Below are 21,226 nucleotides of genomic sequence, written 5' to 3'. Positions count from 1 at the left end.
GCCTGCATATCCGAACACGGCTGCGCTGCGCAGCAAATCAATCGCAGAGATATATCAGGCGCTGCCCTGGTGCCTATAGATTTTTGAAAGACTGGACCTCTCCATCACAGACGTCCGATGGAGCGAATGGCCGGTAGAAACGATGGCTTTGTCGGGAGATGGTGAAACCAAATTGGCGGCTGCGACGTAGATGGCTTTGTATCAACCGACCAGAGGTCAAAGATGAAGCCGTTGCTCCCTGCACTCCTTGCGCTCGCAGCGCTCCTTCCAGTCTCCGCCCGGGCCGAAGCTATGACGGACAACGATATCCGCAGCGATATCATTGGCCGCACGATCTATCTCGCAGCCCCGCTCGGTGGCGAAATGCCCCTTACCTACCACAAGTCCGGAACCGTCGACGGCAATGGCGAGGCGGTCGGCCTTGGCAAGTTCATCAAGCCGAACGACGTCGGGAAATGGTGGATCAAATCCGACCGGCTCTGCCAGCAATTCAAGACCTGGTACGACGGCGCGCCGATGTGCTTCGTGCTCGAACGGGACGGCGCCGGCAAGGTCAAATGGACGCGCGACAACGGCCAGACAGGCGTGGCGCGTATTGGAGACTGATATTGGCTGAGCTGGAAACTTAAAGAGCCCGACGCGGGAGGAGGATGCGTCGGGCTCTTAATAGAGATCGGCAACTGGGAGGAGGAGTGCTGCCGATCGAAGAAGGAAGCGCCGGGAGGAGGAGTGCGCTGCCTTCGAAACAATAGATACAGTCACTGCCCGCTTTTTAAAATGACTGACATTGCATTGCAGCAATGCGCTTGATGCATGAGTAAGTCAGGCTTATTGAGCCAGCGCCTGCATTAGAGCATGCCTCTGCGACAATTCGCCTAATTAGCAGCCGAGAAAGTGAGCGTTTGGGATATTGACAGAGCGACGGGCAAATGCTCGCGCGACCGTAAGTCCATGGGTTTCGTGAGATAATGCCGAAAGTGACGGCGTTGCTTTTGTCACTTTCGGCTGTTGTCACTTTCGGCTGCCGCTCTGGCTCAGGCGGCCTTGAAGACCTTCCTGCCTTCCGCGTCGAGGGCCTTGAACTCATCCTCGGACAGGGTGAAGTTGACCGCCGCCACGTTCTCTTCCAGATGCTTGACCTTTGACGTCCCGGGGATCGGCAGCATCACGGGACTGCGCTTCAACACCCAGTCAAGCGCGATCTGGCTCGGGGCTGCGTTGTGGCGCTTGGCGATGGTATCCAGCAGCGAACCGGGCTTGGCGAGATCGCCGGCGGCGAGCGGGTACCAGGGAATGAAGCCGATTCCGTGCTTCTCGCAGTAATCGAGCACGTCTTCGCTGGTGCGGTCGACGAGGTTATAGCGGTTCTGCACCGTCGATACCTTGAAGACCTTCGAGGCGGCTTCGATCTCGGCCACGGACACCTCGCTCAGGCCGGCGTGGCGGATGATCTTGTCGTCCAGCAACGACTTGATGGCATCGAACTGTTCCTTCGCCGGAACCTTTGGATCGATGCGGTGCAATTGCCAGAGGTCGATCTGTTCGACGCCGAGATTACGCAGGCTCTTGTGGGCTTGCTGGATGAGATATTCGGGGCGACCGACGGGTATCCAGACCTCAGGACCGGTGCGCGTCAGACCGCCCTTGGTGGCGATCACCATATTTCCGTAGGGGTGCAATGCCTCCTTGATCAGCTGCTCCGAGACATCAGGGCCGTAGGAATCGGCGGTATCGATGAAGTTGACGCCAAGCTCGGGCAGTCGCTTGAGGGTGCGGATGCTCTCCTCGCGATCGGCGGGGTCGCCCCAGATTCCCTTGCCTGTGATGCGCATGGCGCCGAAACCAAGACGGTTGACGGTGAGATCGCCGCCAATCTTGAAGGTCCCGGACTTGGATGCATTCAATTCGGTCATGATCGTCTCTTTCTCAATCTATCTTTCGGAAATTCTTCGAGGCCGGAGGCATTTTCTGCGCAAGGCCATTCGCTGCCCGGCGTAGAGGGAGATGGGTAGGCGGGACGAAGATACAACAAGCGACGCCGAAACGGCTGGTTCTGGCCCTCCGCGATCGTCGTCACTGACCGCTCCCCGGATGCAGTACCGTCGTCCCCTGCCGGACCGGCAGCGATGGTGTGAATTGGCCGGGGGCTTCTATGCCAAGCCGCTGGTCTTCTGCGGAAAAAAGGCTTCCAATGGTGTGAACGGCGGCATCAATGCCTATCTGTGATTCGATAGACCCGGGAAGCGCGCCGACGAGGTAGTTTCTGCCGGGCTAAATTCTTTACGAGACGGAGAAATCCATGAGTGGTGATCCCTACCAGCTTCTCGGCGTCAAGCGGGACGCGGCGCAGAAGGACATCCAGAGCGCCTACCGCAAGCTCGCCAAGAAGCTTCATCCGGACCTCAATCCGGGAAACAAGCAGGCAGAAGAAAAATTCAAGGAGGTTTCGGCCGCCTATGCGATCCTCGGCGACGAGGAACAGCGGGCGCGCTTCGATCGCGGAGAAATCGATGCCGGCGGCAGCGAAAAAGCTCAGCAGCGCCAGTATTACCGCGACTATGCCTCGAACGAAGGACGCGGCGGGCCTTACCAGAACAGCGGCGGTTTTGCCGACTTTGGCGGTGCTGACGATATATTCTCCAGTTTCTTTTCGCGCCGTGGGCAGGGAGCCCAGCAAATGAAGGGCCAGGATAGACGCTTTTCGATGGAGGTCGACTTTCTCGACGCCGTCAACGGCACCAAGACGCAAGTCAAATTGCCGAACGGCCCGTCGCTCGACGTGCAGATCCCGCCGGGCACTGCCGATGGCCAGACACTGCGACTGCGCGGCAAGGGCGATCCGGGCTTGAACGGCGCTCCGGCCGGCGACGCGATGATCGACATCAAGGTCCGGCCGCATAAATTTTATGTGCGGGACGGAGATGACATCCGCTTCGACATGCCGATCAGCCTGCGTGAGGCGGTGCTGGGCGGCAAGGTGCGAGTACCCACGCCATCGGGCGCGGTCGCCATCACGCTCGCCCCGAACTCGAACACGGGCAAAGTGATGCGCCTGAAAGGAAAAGGCGTTCCCAAGCGTGGCGGCGAACATGGCGACGCCTATGTCACATTAAAGATCGTGCTGCCCGAGACACCGGATGCCGAACTGACGGCCTTCGTGAAAGACTGGGCAGCCGGGGAGAAACACGAACCCAGAGCCAGCATGGGAGGCTGAACCATGGACGATCGTGAATTCCGCCAGTCGCTGCATATCGAAGTCTCGGTTCTTGACGTCTGGATCGAGCAGGGATGGCTTGTGCCCGATGCCACCGAAGGGGGAAGAGCGTTCCGCGAAGCCGATGTCGCGCGCGGCAGGCTGATACTCGACCTAATCGAGACGATGGGGCTCAACGAGGCCGGTGTCGATGTGGTGATGGAACTCGTCGATCAGGTGCACGGCCTGCGCGGCACGCTTCGCGATCTGGTCGATGGCATCAAGGCCCAAGGCGACGAGGTGCAACAGCGCCTCATCGCCGAGATCGAGCAGCGGAGAGATTTTCACAACAGCTGAGCTGAGGCTCGTCAACCTGCGCCGATTGACGGGCAAGCTCCGGGCAAGCCCTTTCGCCTAGCCTTGGGACAGTCGCGCTGCCGGCGCTGCGAGGGTTGTCCGGGGGTGCCACGCAGTGGCCCTTTCACAACGACCTCCTCGCAAGCGGCAGCGTTCACACGCCAGGCCGAGCACGCAAACGGGCGGGTTGGCATCGCCCAGGAAGGCCCCAGATGGTTACCGCCCTCTCCTCCACGCGACTGATCGCCGCCCAACTGGCCCTCAAGGTTTTGACCTCCGGAGATACCAGCAGCGACAGCAGCGGCAGCGGCACGTCCGACAGTTCGCTGCTCGACGGATCGAGCGTCGGAAAAAATGTCTCGAGCCTGCCGTCATCGGCTCAGGCATCGCTTGCCAGCATGCTCAACAGCCTCTCGAACAGCCAGTCCGACGAAACTGCGACGACATCCTCGACAGATAACTCGGACACGGCGAGCACCGACATCACCACGACCTCGTTCATGGCGCTGCTGAAGCAGAACCTTACCGCGACCGCAGCCGGCACCAGCGACGGCGCGAAACAGGCGAAAGCGATGCTCGACGCGCTCAGCGGCGGCACCCTCACCGTTTCCGATCCGACGCAGGGAGTATCAATCGCTGCCTGGGATCCGACATCGAAAACCAACAGCAGCGCTGACACGACCGCGACAGCTGACACCGCCAAAACCATCCCGACCAGCGACTGGAACGACTATCTGAAGGCGCATCTGCAGCGCAACGGCGACGGCACACTCAGTCGCGCCGCCGACAACAGCTTCATCGACAAAACCACCGGCAACGCCGCCTATTTCGGCCAGGTCGGCACGCAGTTCTACTATCTGAGCTGGACAGGCGCCAACATCACTTCCAGCACAGGTACTCCCGCGACAGACGCTGCTACCGCCTGACGGCCGCTCTTTCCACACGCATGCCAGATGCAAACCCGGCGGCACATCAAATTCCAGGGCGTCGCTTGCTTGGCACAATTGCTGGCGGCAATATTTCGAAGCGGCAACGCGCCCGCCTTCGAAATGTCCTAATGAAGGATGAACGCTGATCCTGGGCTCATGGGATCCGTTAATCAATTTTTGGCGAACACACCGGCTTCATCGTTCTGATCGGGAACCTGCTCGCGGCTCATCCGTTAGCAATCGCGATATTCATTAAAGACTATCCGGCGTTTGGCGCCGATACGACGATAAACAGGAGAGAAAAATGAAAAAGACAATTGCAATGGCGCTGGCCGCCGCATCGCTGACCTTCGCCGTTGCTCCGGCTGTGTCTGCTGCCGACATGGTCACCAACTACGAAGACCAGGACAACAGCAACGGCGTCAAGATCGGCTACCTGACCTGCGATATCGCTGGCGGCGTTGGCTACGTCCTCGGCTCGGCCAAGAGCGTCGATTGCACCTACACATCTGCAAACGGTAGCGGCCGCGTCGATCACTACACCGGCGCCATCCGCAAGTTCGGTGTCGACCTCGGCTTCACAACACGCAGCCGTCTGGTCTGGGCTGTTTTCGCACCGACCGCAGGCTATCACCACGGCGCACTTGCCGGCCTCTACCAGGGTGCCACTGCTGAAGCTACCGTCGGTGCCGGTGTCGGTGCTAACATGCTGTTCGGCGGCACAACGGGTGCAATCCACCTCCAGACCATCAGCGTAACCGGCCAGCTCGGCCTCAACATCGCTGCCACCGGCACATCGATGACGCTCGCATCCGCCAGCTAAGTCCTCAATACCGAAAAACGCCCGTTCTGCCGCCGCAGCACGGGCGTTTTTTTATGGTCGCCGTTGCGATCGTTGGCGCTATCTGCGTGTCCAGGTCTCCATATTGACCTTTTTAGCGCCACCATAAGTCCAGACGCCCTGCCACGTTCCGTCGGGCTGTTCGAAATACATGGCGATGCCAAAATTGTTCTTCGATGCGTATCCGACCGAGATTGCCGTGTCGTCTGACGATGCCGGCCCCATCTCAAAGCGGTCGCCGGTAAACTTCGCACCGATCCCCGTTCCGACAAATTTTTCGCCGGCAATGGTCCATTGCACATCGTAGGTACCGCCGGTGCGGCTGACTTTTACGGTCCCTGAATAAGCGCTCCCATCGCCGCTTCCGGTCACGTCGAACGTTCCGGTGGGGTCGGCGAGCGCCAGTGCAGGCAGAGCAAGCAATATGCAGGAAGTCATAAGCGTACGAAAAAGCATCTCGTCCTCCGGGATCACAGTGGCATTTACAGCCCTGAGAGTAGCTCAACCGGAGCTCGCTTTCGCGATGGTTCTATAGAGAGAGCCGGTTCATTTTCGGCTGTGTCGCGTGCGTGGAGATGCGCAGGAGTTCGACACAAACGACAGAGTTTCAGGAGCCTGGCGATCAAATATCGATCTTACGCGGCTTCTGTCACGACACTTGCATACACAAACATTAGGAGAAAATGGCGCACCCGGAGCGATTCGAACGCCCGACCCCCAGATTCGTAGTCTGGTGCTCTATCCAGCTGAGCTACGGGTGCGGAAGCAAGTGGCTGAGCCGCTTGCGTGGCGATCCTCTAAAACGTCCGCAGAGTGAAAGCAAGCGGATTTCTTGAAAATCTGCTGTTTTTCGGTTGGCGACTGTGGAAAGCGCCGAGCCTCCTCAGGTTTCGGTGGCGCTGCGGCCGCGATAGGCCTCGAGGGAAATCGGGCGGTCCGGGATCTCTATACGGAACTGGGTCCCAGGGGACGGCTTTTCGACAAGAGCGATGGTGCCGCCATGGGCAAGCACCAGCTCGCGGGCGATGGTCAGGCCGAGACCGGTGCCACCGGAGCGCGCCGAGCCACGGAACGCCGTGAACAGGTTTTCCCGCGCCTTCGGAGCCATACCCGGACCGGTGTCGTCGATGGTGATGCCGACGACACTGCCGATCCGGTGGGCCGCGACAGTGATGCGGCGAACGCTCTGCGGCTGCTGCTCTCCATAGGCGATGAGTGCCTGATGGGCGTTGCGGCAGAGATTGTGGATAACGCGGAAGAGTTGCTCGCTGTCGGCATCCACCTCGAGCTCATGGGACACCACCTCGACAAATTCGATCCCGCTTTCGGGATCGATCGCCATGATGTCCCTCACCTCGGCGGTGAGATCGTGGAGCTTAAGGCGACGGCGGCGTGGCGCCGATTCGGATGCCTGGCCATAGGATAGCACCTCGTTGGTATAACCGACGGCGCGGTCGATGGTGCGCAACAGCTTCGGCGCGAAACGCTTGACCATCGGGTCGTCGATGTCAGCAAGCCGGTCGGACATCAGCTGGGCGGAGGCGAGAATATTGCGCATGTCGTGGTTGATCTTCGACACCGCAAGACCGAGAGCGGCAAGGTTCTTCTGCTGCTTCAGCGTCTTCTGCAGCTGCGCCTGCATCGTCGCCAGATGGCGGCCGGCAACGGCGAGTTCGTCGCGCCCGTCATCCGGCACCAGAACCCGCGCAGGATCCTCCGGATCGTCGGAGTAGGATTGCATGCTGTCGGTCAGCTTGCGGATCGGCTTGATCATGATCCGGTTGATGGCGAAGAAAATCAGGGTTGCGGTGAAGAAGGAAAGCAATAGCGAAAGAAGCAGTACGTTTGTCGAATAGCGCAGCATGGCCTTGCGCAGGCTGGCGTCCTTGAGCACGACCTCGACGCCCATTTTCGTTTCCCCGACCGGGCCGTAGACGCGCATGATCCGCTCGCCGCCGAACAGCAGCGTATTCAGCGCATCGTGGACAGCCGTCGGCAGCGAAACGTCGGTCAGGTCGAACTGGTCGTCGACGGATGTGGGCATATCGGCGGTGGCAAGCAACCGCGAGGTGCCGTCCTTGCGCAAGATGATGGCCCTGGTGCCGGTCGCCATCAGAGTTTCCTTCTGCAGCGAGCGCGGCAGCTCGACGGGCTGCAGGCCGTCGATAACGATCGCCGCAGCCGCAGCTGTGTTGAGGCGGTCCTGCAGCCAACGCAGCCGCATATAAGCGACAGAGGGCACGAAGATCAGGATTTCCGCGACCATGACGAAAACGACGGTCAGCGACAGGAGCTTGCCGGACAGGCCGCCAAAAAGTCCGGTCGGTCGCGACGCGCATATCCTGTTACCCATGCCGGCTTTGGTACCCAGCGGAAATTTCATTTCCGGCCATCCCATTCAGCGGCAATGCAGATTGCCTTGGTCAATTAGGCAATACGATAAGAGTTTTTGCCGGTGTCTTCAATGCGCCATCGTAACGCGGCCGTCCTTATGAAGGTGGCAGACCGATGAAAAAAGGCGCGGCACCGGGTGCCGCGCCTGGGCGAACGTTAAAGCCTGCGTGCGATCAGAATTCTTCCCATTCCTGAGAAGCGGGCTGGGCCGCCGCACCGCCGCGTCCTCCGGACATCATGCGGGAACCTGATACAGCCATCTGGCGAGGCGGAGCGGCTGCCGGGCGGCGCGTGTCCAGACGCGCAACGGCCGGAGCGATATTGCGAGCGCCGGTGACCTTGAAGCCAGCAACGAGCCGCACGAGGCTGTCGGCTTCGGCGGTGAGCTTGTGGGTTGCCGCCGACGTTTCCTCGACCATGGCGGCATTCTGCTGCGTCACCTGGTCCATCTGGTTGACGGCGGTGTTGACCTCGGCAAGACCGGTTGCCTGTTCACGCGCCGAGGTGGCGATCGAATGGATATGGTCGTTGATCGCCAGCACGCGGGTTTCGATGTCGCCGAGTGCTTCACCGGTTTCCTGCACCAACTTGACGCCGGCCTGCACCTCGCTGCCCGATTTGGTGATCAACCCCTTGATGTCCTTGGCTGCCTTTGCGGAGCGCTGGGCCAGTTCGCGCACCTCCTGGGCGACGACGGCAAAGCCTTTGCCAGCCTCGCCTGCCCGGGCAGCTTCCACCCCTGCATTGAGCGCCAGCAGGTTGGTCTGGAAGGCAATCTCATCGATGACATTGATGATCTGGCTGATTTCGCGCGATGCCTGCTCGATGCGGCCCATCGCATCGACTGCATTGCGCACGACAATGCCGGATCTCGCAGTGTTGTCCTTGGCCTCGGTGGCCATGATGCTGGCCTCCTGGGCGCGGGTGGTCGAGTTCTGCACCACGGCAGTGATCTCGTCGAGCGCCGCCGAAGTTTCCTCGAGGGCTGCAGCCTGCTGCTCGGTGCGCTTGGCAAGATCGTCGCCGGCAACGCGCAGTTCGTTGGCATTGCCATGGATCGAACTCGTCGTGTCGCGAACCTCGCGCATGGTGTCCTGCAGTGTCGACAGGGTCGCGTTGACGTTTTGCTGGAGTTCGGCAAATGCACCCTGATAGGTGCCGCGCATGGTCTGCGTCAGGTCGCCGGCAGCGAGTTCGGCGATGACGCGTCGGGTCTCCGTGATCCCCGCATCGACGCTAGCGACAAGCTCGTTGACGTTGCGTGCGAAGCGATCGAGATTTTCGTCGTTGTAGGTCTTTTTGATCCGGCGGCTGAAATCCCCCGCAGCAGCCGAGGCCACCACATGCGACATGCCCGACTGCAGATCGTCGCTCTTGGCGCGCAGCACTGCCTCGTCGGAATGCATGCGCTGGACCGCAAGGCCGCTCTGCTTGAACACCTCGACGGCCGCTGCCATGTCGCCGATCTCATCGCCGCGACCGACATAGGGAACGTCGACGTTGAAATCGCCACCTGCCACCTGCTTGATGGTATCGGTGACCTTGTTGATCGGGCGCGTCAGATGGTTTGTGCCGATATAGAGGCCAAAGCCAATGCCGCTGACGATACCAAGGCCGGTGGCTGCGAGCACCACCCAGAAAATCATGTCGCCAAACGAATCGATGTCGGCACGGACAGCGGTCAGTTCCTGCGTGTCGGCCTTCACGACGGCGTCGATGTCGGCCTGAAAAGCTTTGCGATTGGCGCGATTGTCTTCGTTATTGCCTTGCTTGTTGGCTGCAGGCGGCCCCTCCGCCAAAAGCAACCGCACGGTCTCGCTACGGAACCCGTTGAACTCCTTGGACTTATCGAGCAGCTTAGCGAAATCGGCCTTCTGGCCTTCCGGCACCAGCGGCGCCCACTTGGCGATGATCTTGTCGATTTCGACGAGATCGGCAGTTAGTCCGTCGGCAAAGCCCTTGGCGGATTTGATATCGGGGGCGCCGTAGATGCCTCGACTTTCCATGACGACCGCCGTGACATAACGGTTGAGGCGCTCACCGAGATAAGCGCGGGTCGAAGCGCGTTCATATATCCTCAGTTGGCTGTCATACTGGTTTATGGCAAACAGCGCGGTCGCGCCTATAAGCATTGCTGCGCCTGCCATGACAGCAACGAGCAAATTGATCTTGCCACGGATTTTCAACTAAATACCCCCCAAAATATATGGGCTTCAAAACAGGAGAGCCCATTCATTTTGTATTATCGAGGCCAATCGTTAAGGTAGCCTTTCCTATATTGAAATATAAAATACGAGATAAACTTGCCTCTATTGGCGCCAATTGGTAAGTTAAGACATTATACATCAGCTTCACGCCGAACGGATTATATCAGCTCTTCGCGTGCGCAGCATTGGCGGAAAATCCGGGGCGCCTCCAAAGTATGGAGTGCGCGCGAAATCGACACTGGCGGCATGCGTTGCTGCAAACTGTGAATCCCGGGCCCGATAATTGACTTTTCCGGCCTTCATCCCTATAAGCCGCCGCACGTCCGGTTTCGGAGCCTGCCTAGCGGGCTACTTCCGTGCGTCCAACAACGCTCCTTGCACTATGCAAACCCAAGAAGGGCCGCACTCCGCGGTGTTAAAATAAATGAAGCGTACCTACCAACCATCGAAGCTCGTTCGCGCTCGTCGCCACGGTTTTCGTGCTCGTATGGCAACAAAGGGCGGCCGCAAGGTCATCATCGCCCGGCGTGGCCGCGGTCGCAAGCGTCTTTCGGCTTAATCGCCGAATAGGCCCTGTCGCGATGGCGGGCGAATGACGAATAAACGACCCAATACCAAAACTGTCGGGCGGCTGAAAAGCCGGCCGCAGTTTCTTGCCGTGCGCGTGGGAGAGAAACGACGGGGCAATTTCTTTCTGGTCGAGGCGCTCGATCGCGCCCTGCCTGATGAGCCGCCACGCGTCGGTTTCACTGTCACCAAAAAACATGGCAATGCCGTCGAGCGCAACCGCATGCGCCGCCGCCTGAAAGAAGCGGTACGGCTGAAGGCCGGGTTTGCAATGCAGCCGGGACACGACTATGTGGTTGTCGCGCGCCGCGATGTATTGACTGCGCCCTTCGAAGCGCTGGCCCGGGAGTTGTCAGCCCGCTTTGAAGCCATGCCGAAACACCGCCGGTCGCAACCGGACCGCTCCAGGAAAGAATGATGGAAAAGAACCGCAATTACTTCATCGCGATCGCCCTGTCGGTGGTGATCGTCCTCGGGTGGCAGTTCTTCTATATGAACCCGCGCATCGAAGCGCAGCGCAAGGCCGATGCGGCCCTCAAGGCGCAGCAGCAGACGACGCAGCAGGTTCAGCCGAACGGCACCGCAGCGGCACCGACCCCCGGCACCAACACCACCGCTGGCGCCCCCGTTTCCGGCCAGGCCGCCATCGGCACCATGACGCTGCAGCAGGCGCTGGCAAAAACGCCGCGTGTCGCCATCGAGACCACATCGCTTCTCGGCTCGATCAATCTGGCCGGCGGGCGCCTGGATGACCTTCGTCTCAAGTCGTACCATGAGACGGTCGACAACATGAGCCCGATCATCACGCTGTTCAGTCCGGCCGAAACAAAGGACGGCTACTTCGCCGAACTCGGCTACATCGGTGACGACAAGACCGGCGCTGTTCCTGGCCCTTCGACCGTCTGGACGGCACCTGAAGGTGCAAAGCTCACCGACAAGACGCCGGTGACGCTGACCTACACCAATGACAAGGGACTGACTTTCTCGCGTACGATCTCCGTCGACGACCACTACATGTTCACGGTTGCAGACAAGATCACCAATGCCAGCCAGCAGCCGGTCTCGGTTGCCAGTTACGGTCGCGTCATCCGCTACAGCTTGCCTACAACGCCGTCTGCCTACGTGCTGCACGAAGGCTTCATCGGCGTAATCGGCGACGACGGCCTGCTGGAAACCAAGTACACGGCTGTCGACAAGGAACCGACAACCCCGGCAAAGGCAACCACCGGCTGGCTCGGCTTTACCGACAAGTACTGGGCAGCCACCATCGTGCCGCCGCAGACGACCCCCTACGATGCCCGCTTCTCGCATTTTACCGATGGCCAGCCCCGCTACCAGGCTGACTACAAGCAGGATGCCATCAGCATCGCTGCCGGACAGTCCGTCGACCTCAAGAACCTCGTCTTTGCCGGCGCCAAGGAAGTGCCTGTCATCGACCGCTACGAGGAAAGCTACTCGATCCCGCGCTTCGACCGCCTGATCGACTGGGGCTGGTTCTACTTCCTGACCAAGCCGATGTTCAAGCTGATGGACTTCTTCTTCCGCTACTTCGGCAACTTCGGCGTCGCCATCCTCTGCACGACCATCGTCGTCAAGCTCCTGTTCTTCCCGCTGGCCAGCAAGCAATACGCGTCGATGGCCAACATGAAGAAGATGCAGCCACGCATGGCTGAGCTGAAGGAAAAGTTCGGCGACGACAAGATGGGCCTGCAGCAGGCCACGATGAAGCTCTACAAGGAAGAGAAGATCAACCCGGTCGCCGGCTGCTGGCCGATCGCCCTGCAGATCCCGATCTTCTTCTCGCTCTACAAGGTCATCTACATCACCATCGAGATGCGGCATGCACCGTTCTTCGGCTGGATTCGCGACCTGTCGGCGCCCGACCCGACGTCTATCGTCAACCTGTTCGGCCTGCTGCCGTTCGAGGCCCCGACCATCCTGCATCTTGGCGTCTGGCCGATGATCATGGGCGTGACCATGTTCCTGCAGATGCGCATGAACCCGACGCCGCCCGATCCGACGCAGGCAATGATCTTCAACTGGATGCCGCTGGTATTCATGTTCATGCTGTCGAGCTTCCCGGCCGGCCTGGTTATCTACTGGGCCTGGAACAACACGCTGTCCGTGATTCAGCAGGCGATCATCATGCGGCGCCACGGTGCCAAGGTCGAGCTGTTCGACAATATGCGCGGGTTGTTCAAGCGGAAGAAACCGGCGGAAACGAAATAGCCTTGAAAACCCCGGCTTAGTCCGGGGTTTTCTTTTTCAACGCGGGGGGCCTTTGTCCCAAGAGCGGCAAGTCTTGACATCGGCTGCCAAAACCGTGAAGCCAAACCATCAACAAACGATCGCGAGCCATGGCCGAAGCACCCGTACCCACCGAAAAGCCGTTGTTCGGCCGCCCCTGGATTTTCATTCGTGGCGTGCCCTCGATGAAGTTCCTGCCGCCGGAAGGCCCGCCGGAGATTGCCTTTGCGGGACGCTCGAATGTCGGCAAGTCGTCGCTGATCAATGCGCTCGTCGGCCACCATGGGCTTGCCCGGACATCAAACACGCCGGGCCGGACACAGGAACTCAACTATTTCGTGCCCGACGGCTATTCCGGGGAAGCCGGCGACCTGCCGCCGATGGCGCTGGTGGACATGCCTGGCTACGGCTATGCGAAGGCGCCGAAGGACAATGTCGATGCCTGGACAAGGCTGGTATTCGACTACCTGCGCGGCCGGGCGACGCTGAAGCGCGTCTACGTGCTGATCGATTCCCGCCATGGCATCAAGAAGAACGACGAAGACGTCATGGCCCTGCTCGACAAGGCTGCCGTTTCCTACCAGATCGTTCTCACTAAGACGGACAAGATCAAGGACGCCGGCGTGCCGAGGGTTGTTGCCGAGGCAGCCGAGATGACCCGCAAGCGCCCGGCCTGCTTCCCCGGCATCATACCGACCTCTTCCGAAGAGAACGAAGGTATGGATGACCTCCGCCAGGCAATCATCGAAACTGTCGGCTACGGCGCCTGACGTGACTGAACGCAAAAAGGCCGCCGCGCGGTGAATTACCGGAGCGACGGCCTTCGAAGTCGATGTTGATTACATCTTCGGCAGCAGAACTGCGTCGATGACGTGAATTTCGCCGTTGGACTGCTTGACGTCGGCGATGGTGACATGGGCCGTGCCGCCGGCTTCGTCGGTCAGCGTAACCTTGCTGCCCTTTGTCATGGCCTTGATCACGCAGCCGCCGACAGTCTTGATGTCGTATTCGCCACCGGCGTCCTTGACCATCTTCTTGACAGCGGATGCCATGATGTCGCCGGAGACGACGTGGCAGGTGAGGATCTTGACGAGCTTGGCCTTGTTTTCAGGCTTCAGCAGGGTTTCGACCGTGCCGGCCGGGAGTTTTGCAAATGCTTCATTGGTCGGGGCAAATACGGTGAAAGGGCCTTTGCCTTCCAGCGTTTCTACGAGGCCTGCAGCCTTTACAGCGGCAACAAGCGTCGTGTGGTCTTTCGAGTTGACGGCGTTTTCGATGATGTTCTTCGAGGCGTACATCTTTGCGCCGCCGACCATAGGGTCCTTGGCGTAAGCTGCGCCGGTGGCTGCGGACAATGCGACGGCCAGAGCGGCAATGCGAAGCGTGGTCTTCATCATGATCTGATTCCTCTTCCTCTTATATCCCCGATCCAACTCACCTGGGCTTGTGCCCTATCCGCCGGGGACACTGGTAGTACGGAACGCTCCTGAAAACAGTTTCAAACTGCTCGCTGATTTTTAACGAATTCAAATGAAACGTAAAAACCACGAAAAACGCCGCAAACACTGGAGTTCGCGGCGCATGGTGTCGACAATCTGGGGAAATGACTAAAGGCTACGGGTTTTACCCGCAGCGATAACGGGTCCGGTCGGCGCGCCGGATGGTGACCCACCGAAGGGCTCGACGCTGATGGCGATGGTGGCGCCTTCGCCAAACTGGCTGCGCATATTGGCTGGCACGGCGATTTCGCCCTCGCCGCTCTGGGGCAGAACGCCCAGTGCTTTTGCTGGGTCGCTGCCCTTGATCAACCATAGCTCCAGCGATTTCTTTTCGGTCTGCGCTGCTGCAACCGGCGTTATCTTCAGGCGTCCGCTTGAAGTGTCGTAGCTTGCAACAAGGTTGAGGGCACCGTTGACGCTGGCGGGGACCGCGAGGTCGGCCACCATCCGCCTGGAGCCGGACCCGACCTTCAGACCACCGTTTGCATCGTAGAAAATCGCACCGGCAGCCAGCACGAGCGAGGCAAGCGTCAGCCCGCGCCAGACCGGGAGCGAGTTCCAGACGCCGCCGCGGCGCTTTGGGCGTTCGCCGAAAATCCGTTTTTCGACCTTCGGAAACACCGATGCCGGCGGCAAGATCGCTTCGTATTCGTCGTTGAACGACGACAGGTTCTGTTCCCAGCGGTTGACGATCGCCGCAAAGGGGCGATCGCTGCGCATGCGCGTCTCGACCTTCTGCCGGTCTTCCAGCGACAGAACACCCAGCACGTATTCGCCGGCCAGTACCTCGTCGCGGGAGCGGCCTCCCTTGCTTTGATCGGGTGAACTCATCGGTCCATGCACTCTCTCAGTTTGATCAGGCTTCGGCGCAGCCATGTGCGCATGGTATTCAAAGGCACTGCGTATTGATCGGCGAGTTCCTGATAGCTCAGTCCCTCGACGTAGGCACTGCGAACTGCCTGGGCGCGGCCGTCCTCCAGGGTTTCCATGCAGAGATCGATGCGCCTGCCCTCGCCCTTGATGACAGCCTGCGTCTCCGGATCGGGCTCGTCGTCAGCCAGATCATACACCGCGTCGATCTCGTCCGCCACGGGCTTGCGAGCCCGGATGGCGTCGATGGACCGATTGCGGGCGATCGACGTCAGCCACCCCATTGCCGGGTTTTCCGACGCGACGAAACGATCTGCACGCTGCCATATCCGGACGAAGACTTCCTGAAGAACTTCTTCCGCATCTGTCCTGTCTTTCAGGATACGCAAACAAACGGCAAATAGTTTCGGGCTTGTCTTCTTATAAAGTTCGGAAAACGCACTCTGGTCACGCATTGCAACGCGGCTGACGAGGGTGGCTATATCGTCAGTGGCCATCCATGATCCCCGCTCCCGTTCCCAATACCGTCATATTAGGATGTTTGAGCGGCCGGGCAAGACGAATAACACTTCAGGCACCTTCCTCGCGGTGGATTTCCCGATCAAAACTTATCGCCTCGACGTTATTCCCTCTGTCAAAAACTTGAGATAAAACCCCTCGAACAATTTCAGCGGGGTGTGTCATGGCCGAATCCGAAAACGAACTGCAGGCACGCCTGCTGGCAAAAGCCCTGCCGTTCATGCAGCGCTACGAAAACAAGACGATCGTGGTAAAATATGGCGGCCATGCCATGGGCGATGCGGAACTCGGCAAGGCATTCGCGGCCGATATCGCCCTGCTCAAGCAGTCCGGCGTCAACCCGATCGTCGTACACGGCGGCGGCCCGCAGATCGGTGCGATGCTGACCAAGATGGGCATCGAATCGAAATTCGAAGGCGGCCTGCGCGTGACCGATCGCAAGACGGTCGAGATCGTCGAAATGGTACTCGCCGGTTCCATCAACAAGGAAATCGTCGCTCTCATCAACCAGACCGGCGAATGGGCAATCGGTCTTTGCGGCAAGGACGGCAACATGGTGTTTGCCGAAAAGGCCAAGAAGACCATCGTCGATCCGGACTCGCATATCGAGCGGGTGCTGGATTTGGGCTTCGTCGGCGAGGTCGTCGAAGTCGACCGTACGCTGCTCGACCTGCTCGCCAAGTCGGAGATGATCCCGGTCATCGCACCGGTCGCCCCCGGTCGCGATGGCGCCACCTACAACATCAACGCGGATACCTTTGCCGGCGCTATCGCCGGGGCGCTGAATGCGACGCGCCTGCTGTTCCTGACTGACGTTCCGGGCGTGCTGGACAAGAACAAGGAACTGATCAAGGAACTGACGGTGGCCCAGGCACAGGCGCTGATCAAGGACGGCACCATCTCCGGCGGCATGATTCCCAAGGTGGAGACCTGCATCGAGGCAATCCAGGCCGGCGTTCAGGGTGTCGTCATCCTCAATGGCAAGACCGCCCATTCGGTGCTGCTCGAAATCTTCACGGAGCATGGCGCGGGCACGCTGATCATTCCCTGATCACGATAAAATGCGGTTTGCCGGCAGGCTGGCGCATGGCATAAGGGCGGCCATGACACAGCCAAGAAACATGCCCGCCGCCGCCGATTTCGCTGATATCCGTGATTGGGTATTCGATCTCGACAACACGCTCTACCCGCACAATGTCGACCTGTTTTCGCAGGTCGATGTCAACATGACGAGCTATGTCGCGGATCTGCTAAAGACGGACAGGGCTTCGGCGCGCAAACTGCAGAAGCAGTATTATCTGGAACACGGCACCACGCTGCAGGGGCTGATGCTGCATCACGGCGTAGACCCCGACGACTTTCTCGAAAAGGCGCATGCGATCGACTATACCGGTCTTACGCCGCAGCCGGCGCTTGCCGCCGCCATCAAGGCGCTGCCTGGCCGCAAGTTCATCTTCACCAACGGCAGCGTCAAGCACGCGCAGGATACGGCCGGAGCGCTTGGCATCCTCGACCATTTCGACGACATCTTCGATATCGTCGCGGCAGACTATCTGCCGAAACCGGCTGCCGGCACCTATGACAAGTTTGCCGGCCTGCACAAGATCGACATGCAAAACGCTGCCATGTTCGAAGACCTGCCGCGCAACCTGACTGTACCTAAGGCACTGGGCATGAAAACCGTGCTGATGGTGCCTCAGAATGTCGAAGGCAGTTTCACCGAATGGTGGGAGCGCCACAGCGACGACGACCAGCACATCGACTACATCACAGACGATCTGACAGCGTTCCTGTCGGCGCTCGTCTGACGAAAACTGCTTTAATTACAAAAGTTTCATCCATCTTACCGATGTTTAACTGGGTGTTTCGGGTCCGCCGCCCTACCTTTGAGTAGTCACCACGGCAACCAAAGGAAACACCCAATGATCGGGAAGAAAATTCTCATTACGGCAATGTCCGCAACCCTCCTCCTTGGCGGCGCGGCGGCAACTTTTGCAGCCAACGGCCATCACATGGGTGGACGTCACGGCCCTCGTATTCCCCCTGAAGTCATCTTCGTGCGCATGCTGCAGCAGTTCGATACCAACGGCGACATGAAGATCTCCAAGGACGAGGCGACAGCCGGCGCCGACAAGCTGTTCGATGCCATCGACACCAACAAGGATGGCTCCATCACGCCCGGTGAATACCGCGAGTACCGCAAGACCCAGATGAAGGCGATGTGGGAAGAGCGCAAGAAGATGATGGAAGACAACAAGGACAAGGCAAAGCCTGACCAGGCGATGAACGACGATGAAGGCGGCAAGCCTCCGCGTGACGGCAAGGACGGCCCGCGCGGCGAAGGTCGCCACGGCAAGGGCATGCGCGGCGGCATGATGGGCGAGATGCTGTTCAAGCGCATCGACACCGACCAGAACGGCCAGATCAGCAAGGCCGAGGCCGAAGCCGCCATGGCCAAGCTCTTCGACCGGATGGACCGCAACCACGACGGCTTCATCGCGCTCGACGACATGCCGAAGATGCCGCTCCTGTAAGGAACGGCACGTCCTAGCAGGACAAACGGAAGCCCGCCTCGCAGTCTTGCGATGGCGGGCTTTTTGAATGGGGTCTGAGCTTAAACAACTGTGCAGAGATCGGCCCCGTCACACGCTCACACGGCTAAGGCAGCGCAACCAGTTATCAAGGCATTTACGGTTTGAGGACATCTTCAACGATGACGCTGTGCCCAGTGATATCCCAGTGCTCGATGTGCTTGTAGATGATGACTTTGCCCTTCAACATGCCTCCATGTGTCCGACAGAAATTTTCAAGTTCGTGACGATCTCCGATAAGCTCGACGCACATGGTGAGATCGGGGTTGGATATCTCAAATCCGTCGTCTGCCACCCTGCCGCCATTGCTGTATCCGAAGTGGGTGGAATGAGCGACGGCGTTCAGAATGCCCGCAGCCTTCGCCTGCAGGATCAGTTCGCGATAGAGCAGGGATCCACGAAGCCAGCCGCTTTTGCCAGGCACCTTTTCGCGAGGCTTCATGTAGATGCGCACCATACCGATTTCTTTCTGTGAGATGGAATGCCGGGTCATGGCTGGTCCTTCCTGGCTGAATGATCGGAGGCGCGGATATGTAATGAATCGCCGTTCATCCCGACCGGAGCGCGCTTTTGGAGGTCGCGAAGATGCCGAACCGCCGTGCCCGGAGGAATGTGGCTGCCGGCCGAGGTTTTAGGGATGGCAATCCGCTGGGACAGATAGATGCTCGAATGGCCGCTGCAGAGATAGGCGACGAAGCAGGCAATCGCGATGTAAACAGCATGGGTTGCGCCAAAGAGCTCGATGCCCATGATCATGCAGGCAAGCGGCGTGTTCGTCGCTCCAGCAAATACGGCAACGAAGCCCAAAGCGGCGAACAGGTCAACGGGAGCGCCCATCAGACCTGCCAGCGCATTTCCCAACGCTGCGCCGATGAAAAATAGCGGGGTGACTTCACCGCCCTTGAAACCGGCGCTCAACGTTATGATCGTGAAGACCATTTTCCAGAGCCAACTCCAGCTGTCGATGTGATCCGGGCGGAAAAAGCCGAGAATGGTCGCGTCGTCGTGATCAGGAGACCAGACGCCGAGGCCAAGGTATTCCCGCGTGCCAAGCAGGTGCACCAAGCCCAGGATGACCAGGCCTGCCAGCACCGGGCGCAGCGGCGCATAGGGTATCAGCCGCTTCAGGAGAGAGGAGAGGCGATGGGAGGCGTCAGCGAAGAGATGCGCAACAATGCCGAAGGCCGCGCTCGCCGCAACGGCTTTGAGGAGAAGAAGCGGCTCGAGATGGAAATTACCCGTGGTCCCCAAAGCCGACAGATAGGAAATTGCGTAGCGGACATGCGTGATCCCCCAGGCCTGGCATGTCCAATCGGCGATGACCGACGCCATCAGTGCTGGCAGCAGTGCCTCGTACTGCATCCGTCCTATCGTCAAGACCTCCAGCGCGAAGACGGCTCCGGCAATCGGCGTGCCGAAGACAGCTCCGAACCCGGCCGCAATACCTGCCATCAGCAGGATCCGGACATCGGCTCGGTCCAGCCGGAATGCCCTGCCGAAGGCGCTGGCAAGGCTACCCCCCATCTGGACTGCGGTGCCTTCGCGACCGGCGGAGCCGCCAACCAAGTGCGTGAGAACGGTGGAGACGAGGATGAAAGGCGTCATCCGCAACGGCACCCCGCCGCCTGGCTCGTGGATCTGGTCGACGATGAGGTTATTTCCACCCTCGGCAGAAACGCCGAAGCGACCATACGCGAAAACCATCGCGAAACCCGCAACCGGCAGAGCATAGATCAGCCATGGATAGGCAAACCGTGCCTCGGTCGCCCGGTCTAGGCTCCAAAGAAAGAGCGCGACCAGAGACCCGATTGTGATCGCCATCGGCGTGACAACAGCCATCCATTTCAAAAGGCTGCGAGCTAGCTGCAGGCGTATGCCAAGAATATCGGAGAAAACCATCACGCGGTCACTCCGGCAGGCACTACATGTGAGGATTGGTTCTGGATATCAGGCACGACTCTACTCCTTCGCATAAGCGCGTTGAGTAGGAGTCATCAGCTTCATCCGGGAAGCGGTTCGACCTTTTCTGGTCCGGCAGAATCCATTACCGTTCGCTGTGATAAGCGAACGGGTGATTGCGTGTCAACCGGGTTGGAACGACGCGATTGAGACTTTCGCGCATTCCTCAATGCTCATAGAAATCGCTGACAATCTTCCATGCGGCTTCGGCTGTATCGACGAAGCTGATCAGGTTGACGTCGTCGGGGGCGATTGTACCGAACTCGGCGAGTGCGTCGAAATTGATGATCTTGCGCCAGAAGGCTTCGCCGAAAAGGATCAGCGGCAGGCGGGCCATGCGGCCGGTCTGGATCAGGGTCAGGCATTCGAAAAATTCGTCGAGCGTGCCGAAACCGCCGGGAAAAACGGCGATGGCCTTGGCACGCAGCATGAAATGCATCTTCCGGATCGCAAAGTAGTGAAAATTGAAGCTCAGCTCCGGGGTGACATAGGCGTTCGGGGCCTGCTCGTGCGGCAGGACGATGTTGAGGCCGATCGACGGCGCACCCTCCTCCGAAGCGCCACGGTTTCCCGCTTCCATGACCCCCGGGCCGCCGCCGGTGACGACGACATATTCGTGAAAACCTGAGGCTGCGGAATAGCGAGCGCAGAGCCGGGCGAACTTGCGGGCTTCCTCGTAATAGACAGAGGCGGCCTCGAGATTGGCGCGCTGGACATCGTTGCGCGCGGCCCAGGCGCTCTGGCCGGGTGCTGGAATGCGTGCGCCGCCGAACATCACCACAGTCGACTTGATGCCGCGCTCGGTGAGCTCCATTTCCGTCTTCATCAGCTCCAGCTGCAGCCGGACTGGCCGTAATTCCTCGCGGCAGAGGAAATCCTCGTCGGCATAGGCAAGCCTGTAGGATGGCGACAGCGACTGCGGGGTCTTTGGAATGGCTTCGGCGCGGGTCTTGTCGGCGCCGCTGGTCTTCAGCGGATCCCAGACGCCGTCCTTGCGCCGCAGCTTGCCGTTCCTGCCTTTAGCCATTGTCCTGCCTTCCATAACTCAATGGG

Annotated in this window: 21 protein-coding genes, 2 tRNA genes and 1 riboswitch; of the genes, 12 read left to right on the top strand and 11 right to left on the bottom strand. The window is 59.6% G+C overall.

The annotated features are described in order from the left end of the window. The first annotated feature begins 387 nt into the window (after positions 1–387). Positions 388–485: transfer RNA gene (locus tag J5274_RS06175), tRNA-OTHER, on the top strand. Positions 486–1,034: 549 nt separating this feature from the next. Here J5274_RS06175 and J5274_RS06170 read toward each other — a convergent pair. Next, the gene (locus J5274_RS06170; RefSeq protein ID WP_142823907.1) at positions 1,035–1,913 is read right to left on the bottom strand and encodes an aldo/keto reductase; all 879 of its coding nucleotides are present in this window, start codon (positions 1,911–1,913) and stop codon (positions 1,035–1,037) included. Positions 1,914–2,299: 386 nt separating this feature from the next. On the opposite strand from J5274_RS06170, the gene J5274_RS06165 reads away from it, so the two are divergent. The 4 genes from J5274_RS06165 (at position 2,300) to J5274_RS06150 (ending at position 5,302) form a co-directional block, all read left to right on the top strand. Further along, the gene (locus tag J5274_RS06165; protein WP_142823906.1) at positions 2,300–3,214 is read left to right on the top strand and encodes a DnaJ C-terminal domain-containing protein; all 915 of its coding nucleotides are present in this window, start codon (positions 2,300–2,302) and stop codon (positions 3,212–3,214) included. A gap of 3 nt (positions 3,215–3,217) precedes the next feature. Beyond that, a complete protein-coding gene (locus J5274_RS06160) occupies positions 3,218–3,550 on the top strand; it encodes a chaperone modulator CbpM (protein ID WP_142823905.1) in 333 nt (110 codons plus the stop codon). Positions 3,551–3,762: 212 nt separating this feature from the next. Beyond that, entirely contained in the window at positions 3,763–4,476 is a 714-nt protein-coding gene (locus J5274_RS06155; RefSeq protein ID WP_142823904.1) for a hypothetical protein, read from the top strand. A 307-nt stretch (positions 4,477–4,783) separates the two neighbouring features. Next, entirely contained in the window at positions 4,784–5,302 is a 519-nt protein-coding gene (locus J5274_RS06150) for a DUF992 domain-containing protein (protein ID WP_142823903.1), read from the top strand. A gap of 78 nt (positions 5,303–5,380) precedes the next feature. Here J5274_RS06150 and J5274_RS06145 read toward each other — a convergent pair whose 3' ends face one another. From J5274_RS06145 to J5274_RS06130, 4 genes are all read right to left on the bottom strand, one after another. Next, positions 5,381–5,776 carry a hypothetical protein gene (locus tag J5274_RS06145; RefSeq protein WP_142823902.1) on the bottom strand — a complete coding sequence of 132 codons (396 nt, stop codon included), beginning with the start codon at positions 5,774–5,776 and terminating at the stop codon, positions 5,381–5,383. 228 nt (positions 5,777–6,004) lie between these two features. Then, positions 6,005–6,081: transfer RNA gene (locus J5274_RS06140), tRNA-Arg, on the bottom strand. Between the two features lie 122 nt (positions 6,082–6,203). Further along, the gene (locus J5274_RS06135; protein WP_224128606.1) at positions 6,204–7,673 is read right to left on the bottom strand and encodes a HAMP domain-containing sensor histidine kinase; all 1,470 of its coding nucleotides are present in this window, start codon (positions 7,671–7,673) and stop codon (positions 6,204–6,206) included. Positions 7,674–7,887: 214 nt separating this feature from the next. Beyond that, positions 7,888–9,900, bottom strand: a complete 2,013-nt coding sequence (locus J5274_RS06130; RefSeq protein ID WP_219274808.1) for a methyl-accepting chemotaxis protein — start codon at positions 9,898–9,900, stop codon at positions 7,888–7,890. 445 nt (positions 9,901–10,345) lie between these two features. Between J5274_RS06130 and rpmH the strand changes: the two genes are divergently transcribed. From rpmH to yihA, 4 genes are all read left to right on the top strand, one after another. After that, positions 10,346–10,480, top strand: a complete 135-nt coding sequence (gene rpmH, locus J5274_RS06125) for a 50S ribosomal protein L34 (RefSeq protein WP_111216528.1) — start codon at positions 10,346–10,348, stop codon at positions 10,478–10,480. 33 nt (positions 10,481–10,513) lie between these two features. After that, entirely contained in the window at positions 10,514–10,906 is a 393-nt protein-coding gene (rnpA, locus tag J5274_RS06120; protein ID WP_111216526.1) for a ribonuclease P protein component, read from the top strand. Next, the gene (gene yidC, locus J5274_RS06115; protein WP_142823899.1) at positions 10,906–12,717 is read left to right on the top strand and encodes a membrane protein insertase YidC; all 1,812 of its coding nucleotides are present in this window, start codon (positions 10,906–10,908) and stop codon (positions 12,715–12,717) included. The genes rnpA and yidC overlap by 1 nt, the downstream gene beginning before the upstream one ends. Before the next feature lie 128 nt (positions 12,718–12,845). Next, on the top strand, positions 12,846–13,505 hold the full coding sequence (gene yihA, locus J5274_RS06110) for a ribosome biogenesis GTP-binding protein YihA/YsxC (RefSeq protein WP_142823898.1): 660 nt from the start codon (positions 12,846–12,848) through the stop codon (positions 13,503–13,505). A gap of 69 nt (positions 13,506–13,574) precedes the next feature. On the opposite strand, the gene J5274_RS06105 is transcribed toward yihA, so the two are convergent. The 3 genes from J5274_RS06105 to J5274_RS06095 form a co-directional block, all read right to left on the bottom strand. Then, positions 13,575–14,132 carry a fasciclin domain-containing protein gene (locus J5274_RS06105; protein WP_111216520.1) on the bottom strand — a complete coding sequence of 186 codons (558 nt, stop codon included), beginning with the start codon at positions 14,130–14,132 and terminating at the stop codon, positions 13,575–13,577. 210 nt (positions 14,133–14,342) lie between these two features. After that, positions 14,343–15,065: an anti-sigma factor domain-containing protein gene (locus tag J5274_RS06100; protein WP_142823897.1), complete on the bottom strand. Its 723-nt coding sequence runs from the start codon at positions 15,063–15,065 to the stop codon at positions 14,343–14,345. Beyond that, the gene (locus tag J5274_RS06095) at positions 15,062–15,601 is read right to left on the bottom strand and encodes a sigma-70 family RNA polymerase sigma factor (protein ID WP_142823896.1); all 540 of its coding nucleotides are present in this window, start codon (positions 15,599–15,601) and stop codon (positions 15,062–15,064) included. The genes J5274_RS06100 and J5274_RS06095 overlap by 4 nt, the downstream gene beginning before the upstream one ends. Before the next feature lie 185 nt (positions 15,602–15,786). Here J5274_RS06095 and argB point away from each other — a divergent pair, with 185 nt between their 5' ends. The 3 genes from argB to J5274_RS06080 all read left to right on the top strand — a co-directional run bounded on the left by argB (position 15,787) and on the right by J5274_RS06080 (position 18,157). After that, entirely contained in the window at positions 15,787–16,674 is an 888-nt protein-coding gene (gene argB / locus J5274_RS06090; protein ID WP_142823895.1) for an acetylglutamate kinase, read from the top strand. Positions 16,675–16,726: 52 nt separating this feature from the next. Next, positions 16,727–17,431, top strand: coding sequence for a pyrimidine 5'-nucleotidase (locus J5274_RS06085; RefSeq protein ID WP_142823894.1), 705 nt, complete (start codon positions 16,727–16,729; stop codon positions 17,429–17,431). Between the two features lie 114 nt (positions 17,432–17,545). Then, positions 17,546–18,157: an EF-hand domain-containing protein gene (locus J5274_RS06080; protein ID WP_142823893.1), complete on the top strand. Its 612-nt coding sequence runs from the start codon at positions 17,546–17,548 to the stop codon at positions 18,155–18,157. Between the two features lie 154 nt (positions 18,158–18,311). Here J5274_RS06080 and J5274_RS06075 read toward each other — a convergent pair whose 3' ends face one another. From J5274_RS06075 to J5274_RS06065, 3 genes are all read right to left on the bottom strand, one after another. Then, positions 18,312–18,707 (bottom strand): DUF190 domain-containing protein, encoded by a 396-nt coding sequence (locus J5274_RS06075; RefSeq protein WP_142823892.1) that lies wholly within the window; start codon positions 18,705–18,707, stop codon positions 18,312–18,314. Next, entirely contained in the window at positions 18,704–20,113 is a 1,410-nt protein-coding gene (locus J5274_RS06070; RefSeq protein WP_142824441.1) for a voltage-gated chloride channel family protein, read from the bottom strand. The genes J5274_RS06075 and J5274_RS06070 overlap by 4 nt, the downstream gene beginning before the upstream one ends. Before the next feature lie 79 nt (positions 20,114–20,192). After that, a riboswitch (Fluoride riboswitch) is annotated at positions 20,193–20,272 on the bottom strand. A 67-nt stretch (positions 20,273–20,339) separates the two neighbouring features. Continuing rightward, complete coding sequence (locus J5274_RS06065; RefSeq protein WP_142823891.1) at positions 20,340–21,200, bottom strand: LOG family protein; 861 nt, start codon at positions 21,198–21,200, stop codon at positions 20,340–20,342. Positions 21,201–21,226: the final 26 nt, after the last annotated feature.

The sequence above is a fragment of the Rhizobium sp. L51/94 genome (genome assembly GCF_019355555.1).
Taxonomy (GTDB): domain Bacteria; phylum Pseudomonadota; class Alphaproteobacteria; order Rhizobiales; family Rhizobiaceae; genus Rhizobium; species Rhizobium rhododendri.
This window is presented reverse-complemented; position numbering and strand designations above follow the sequence as displayed.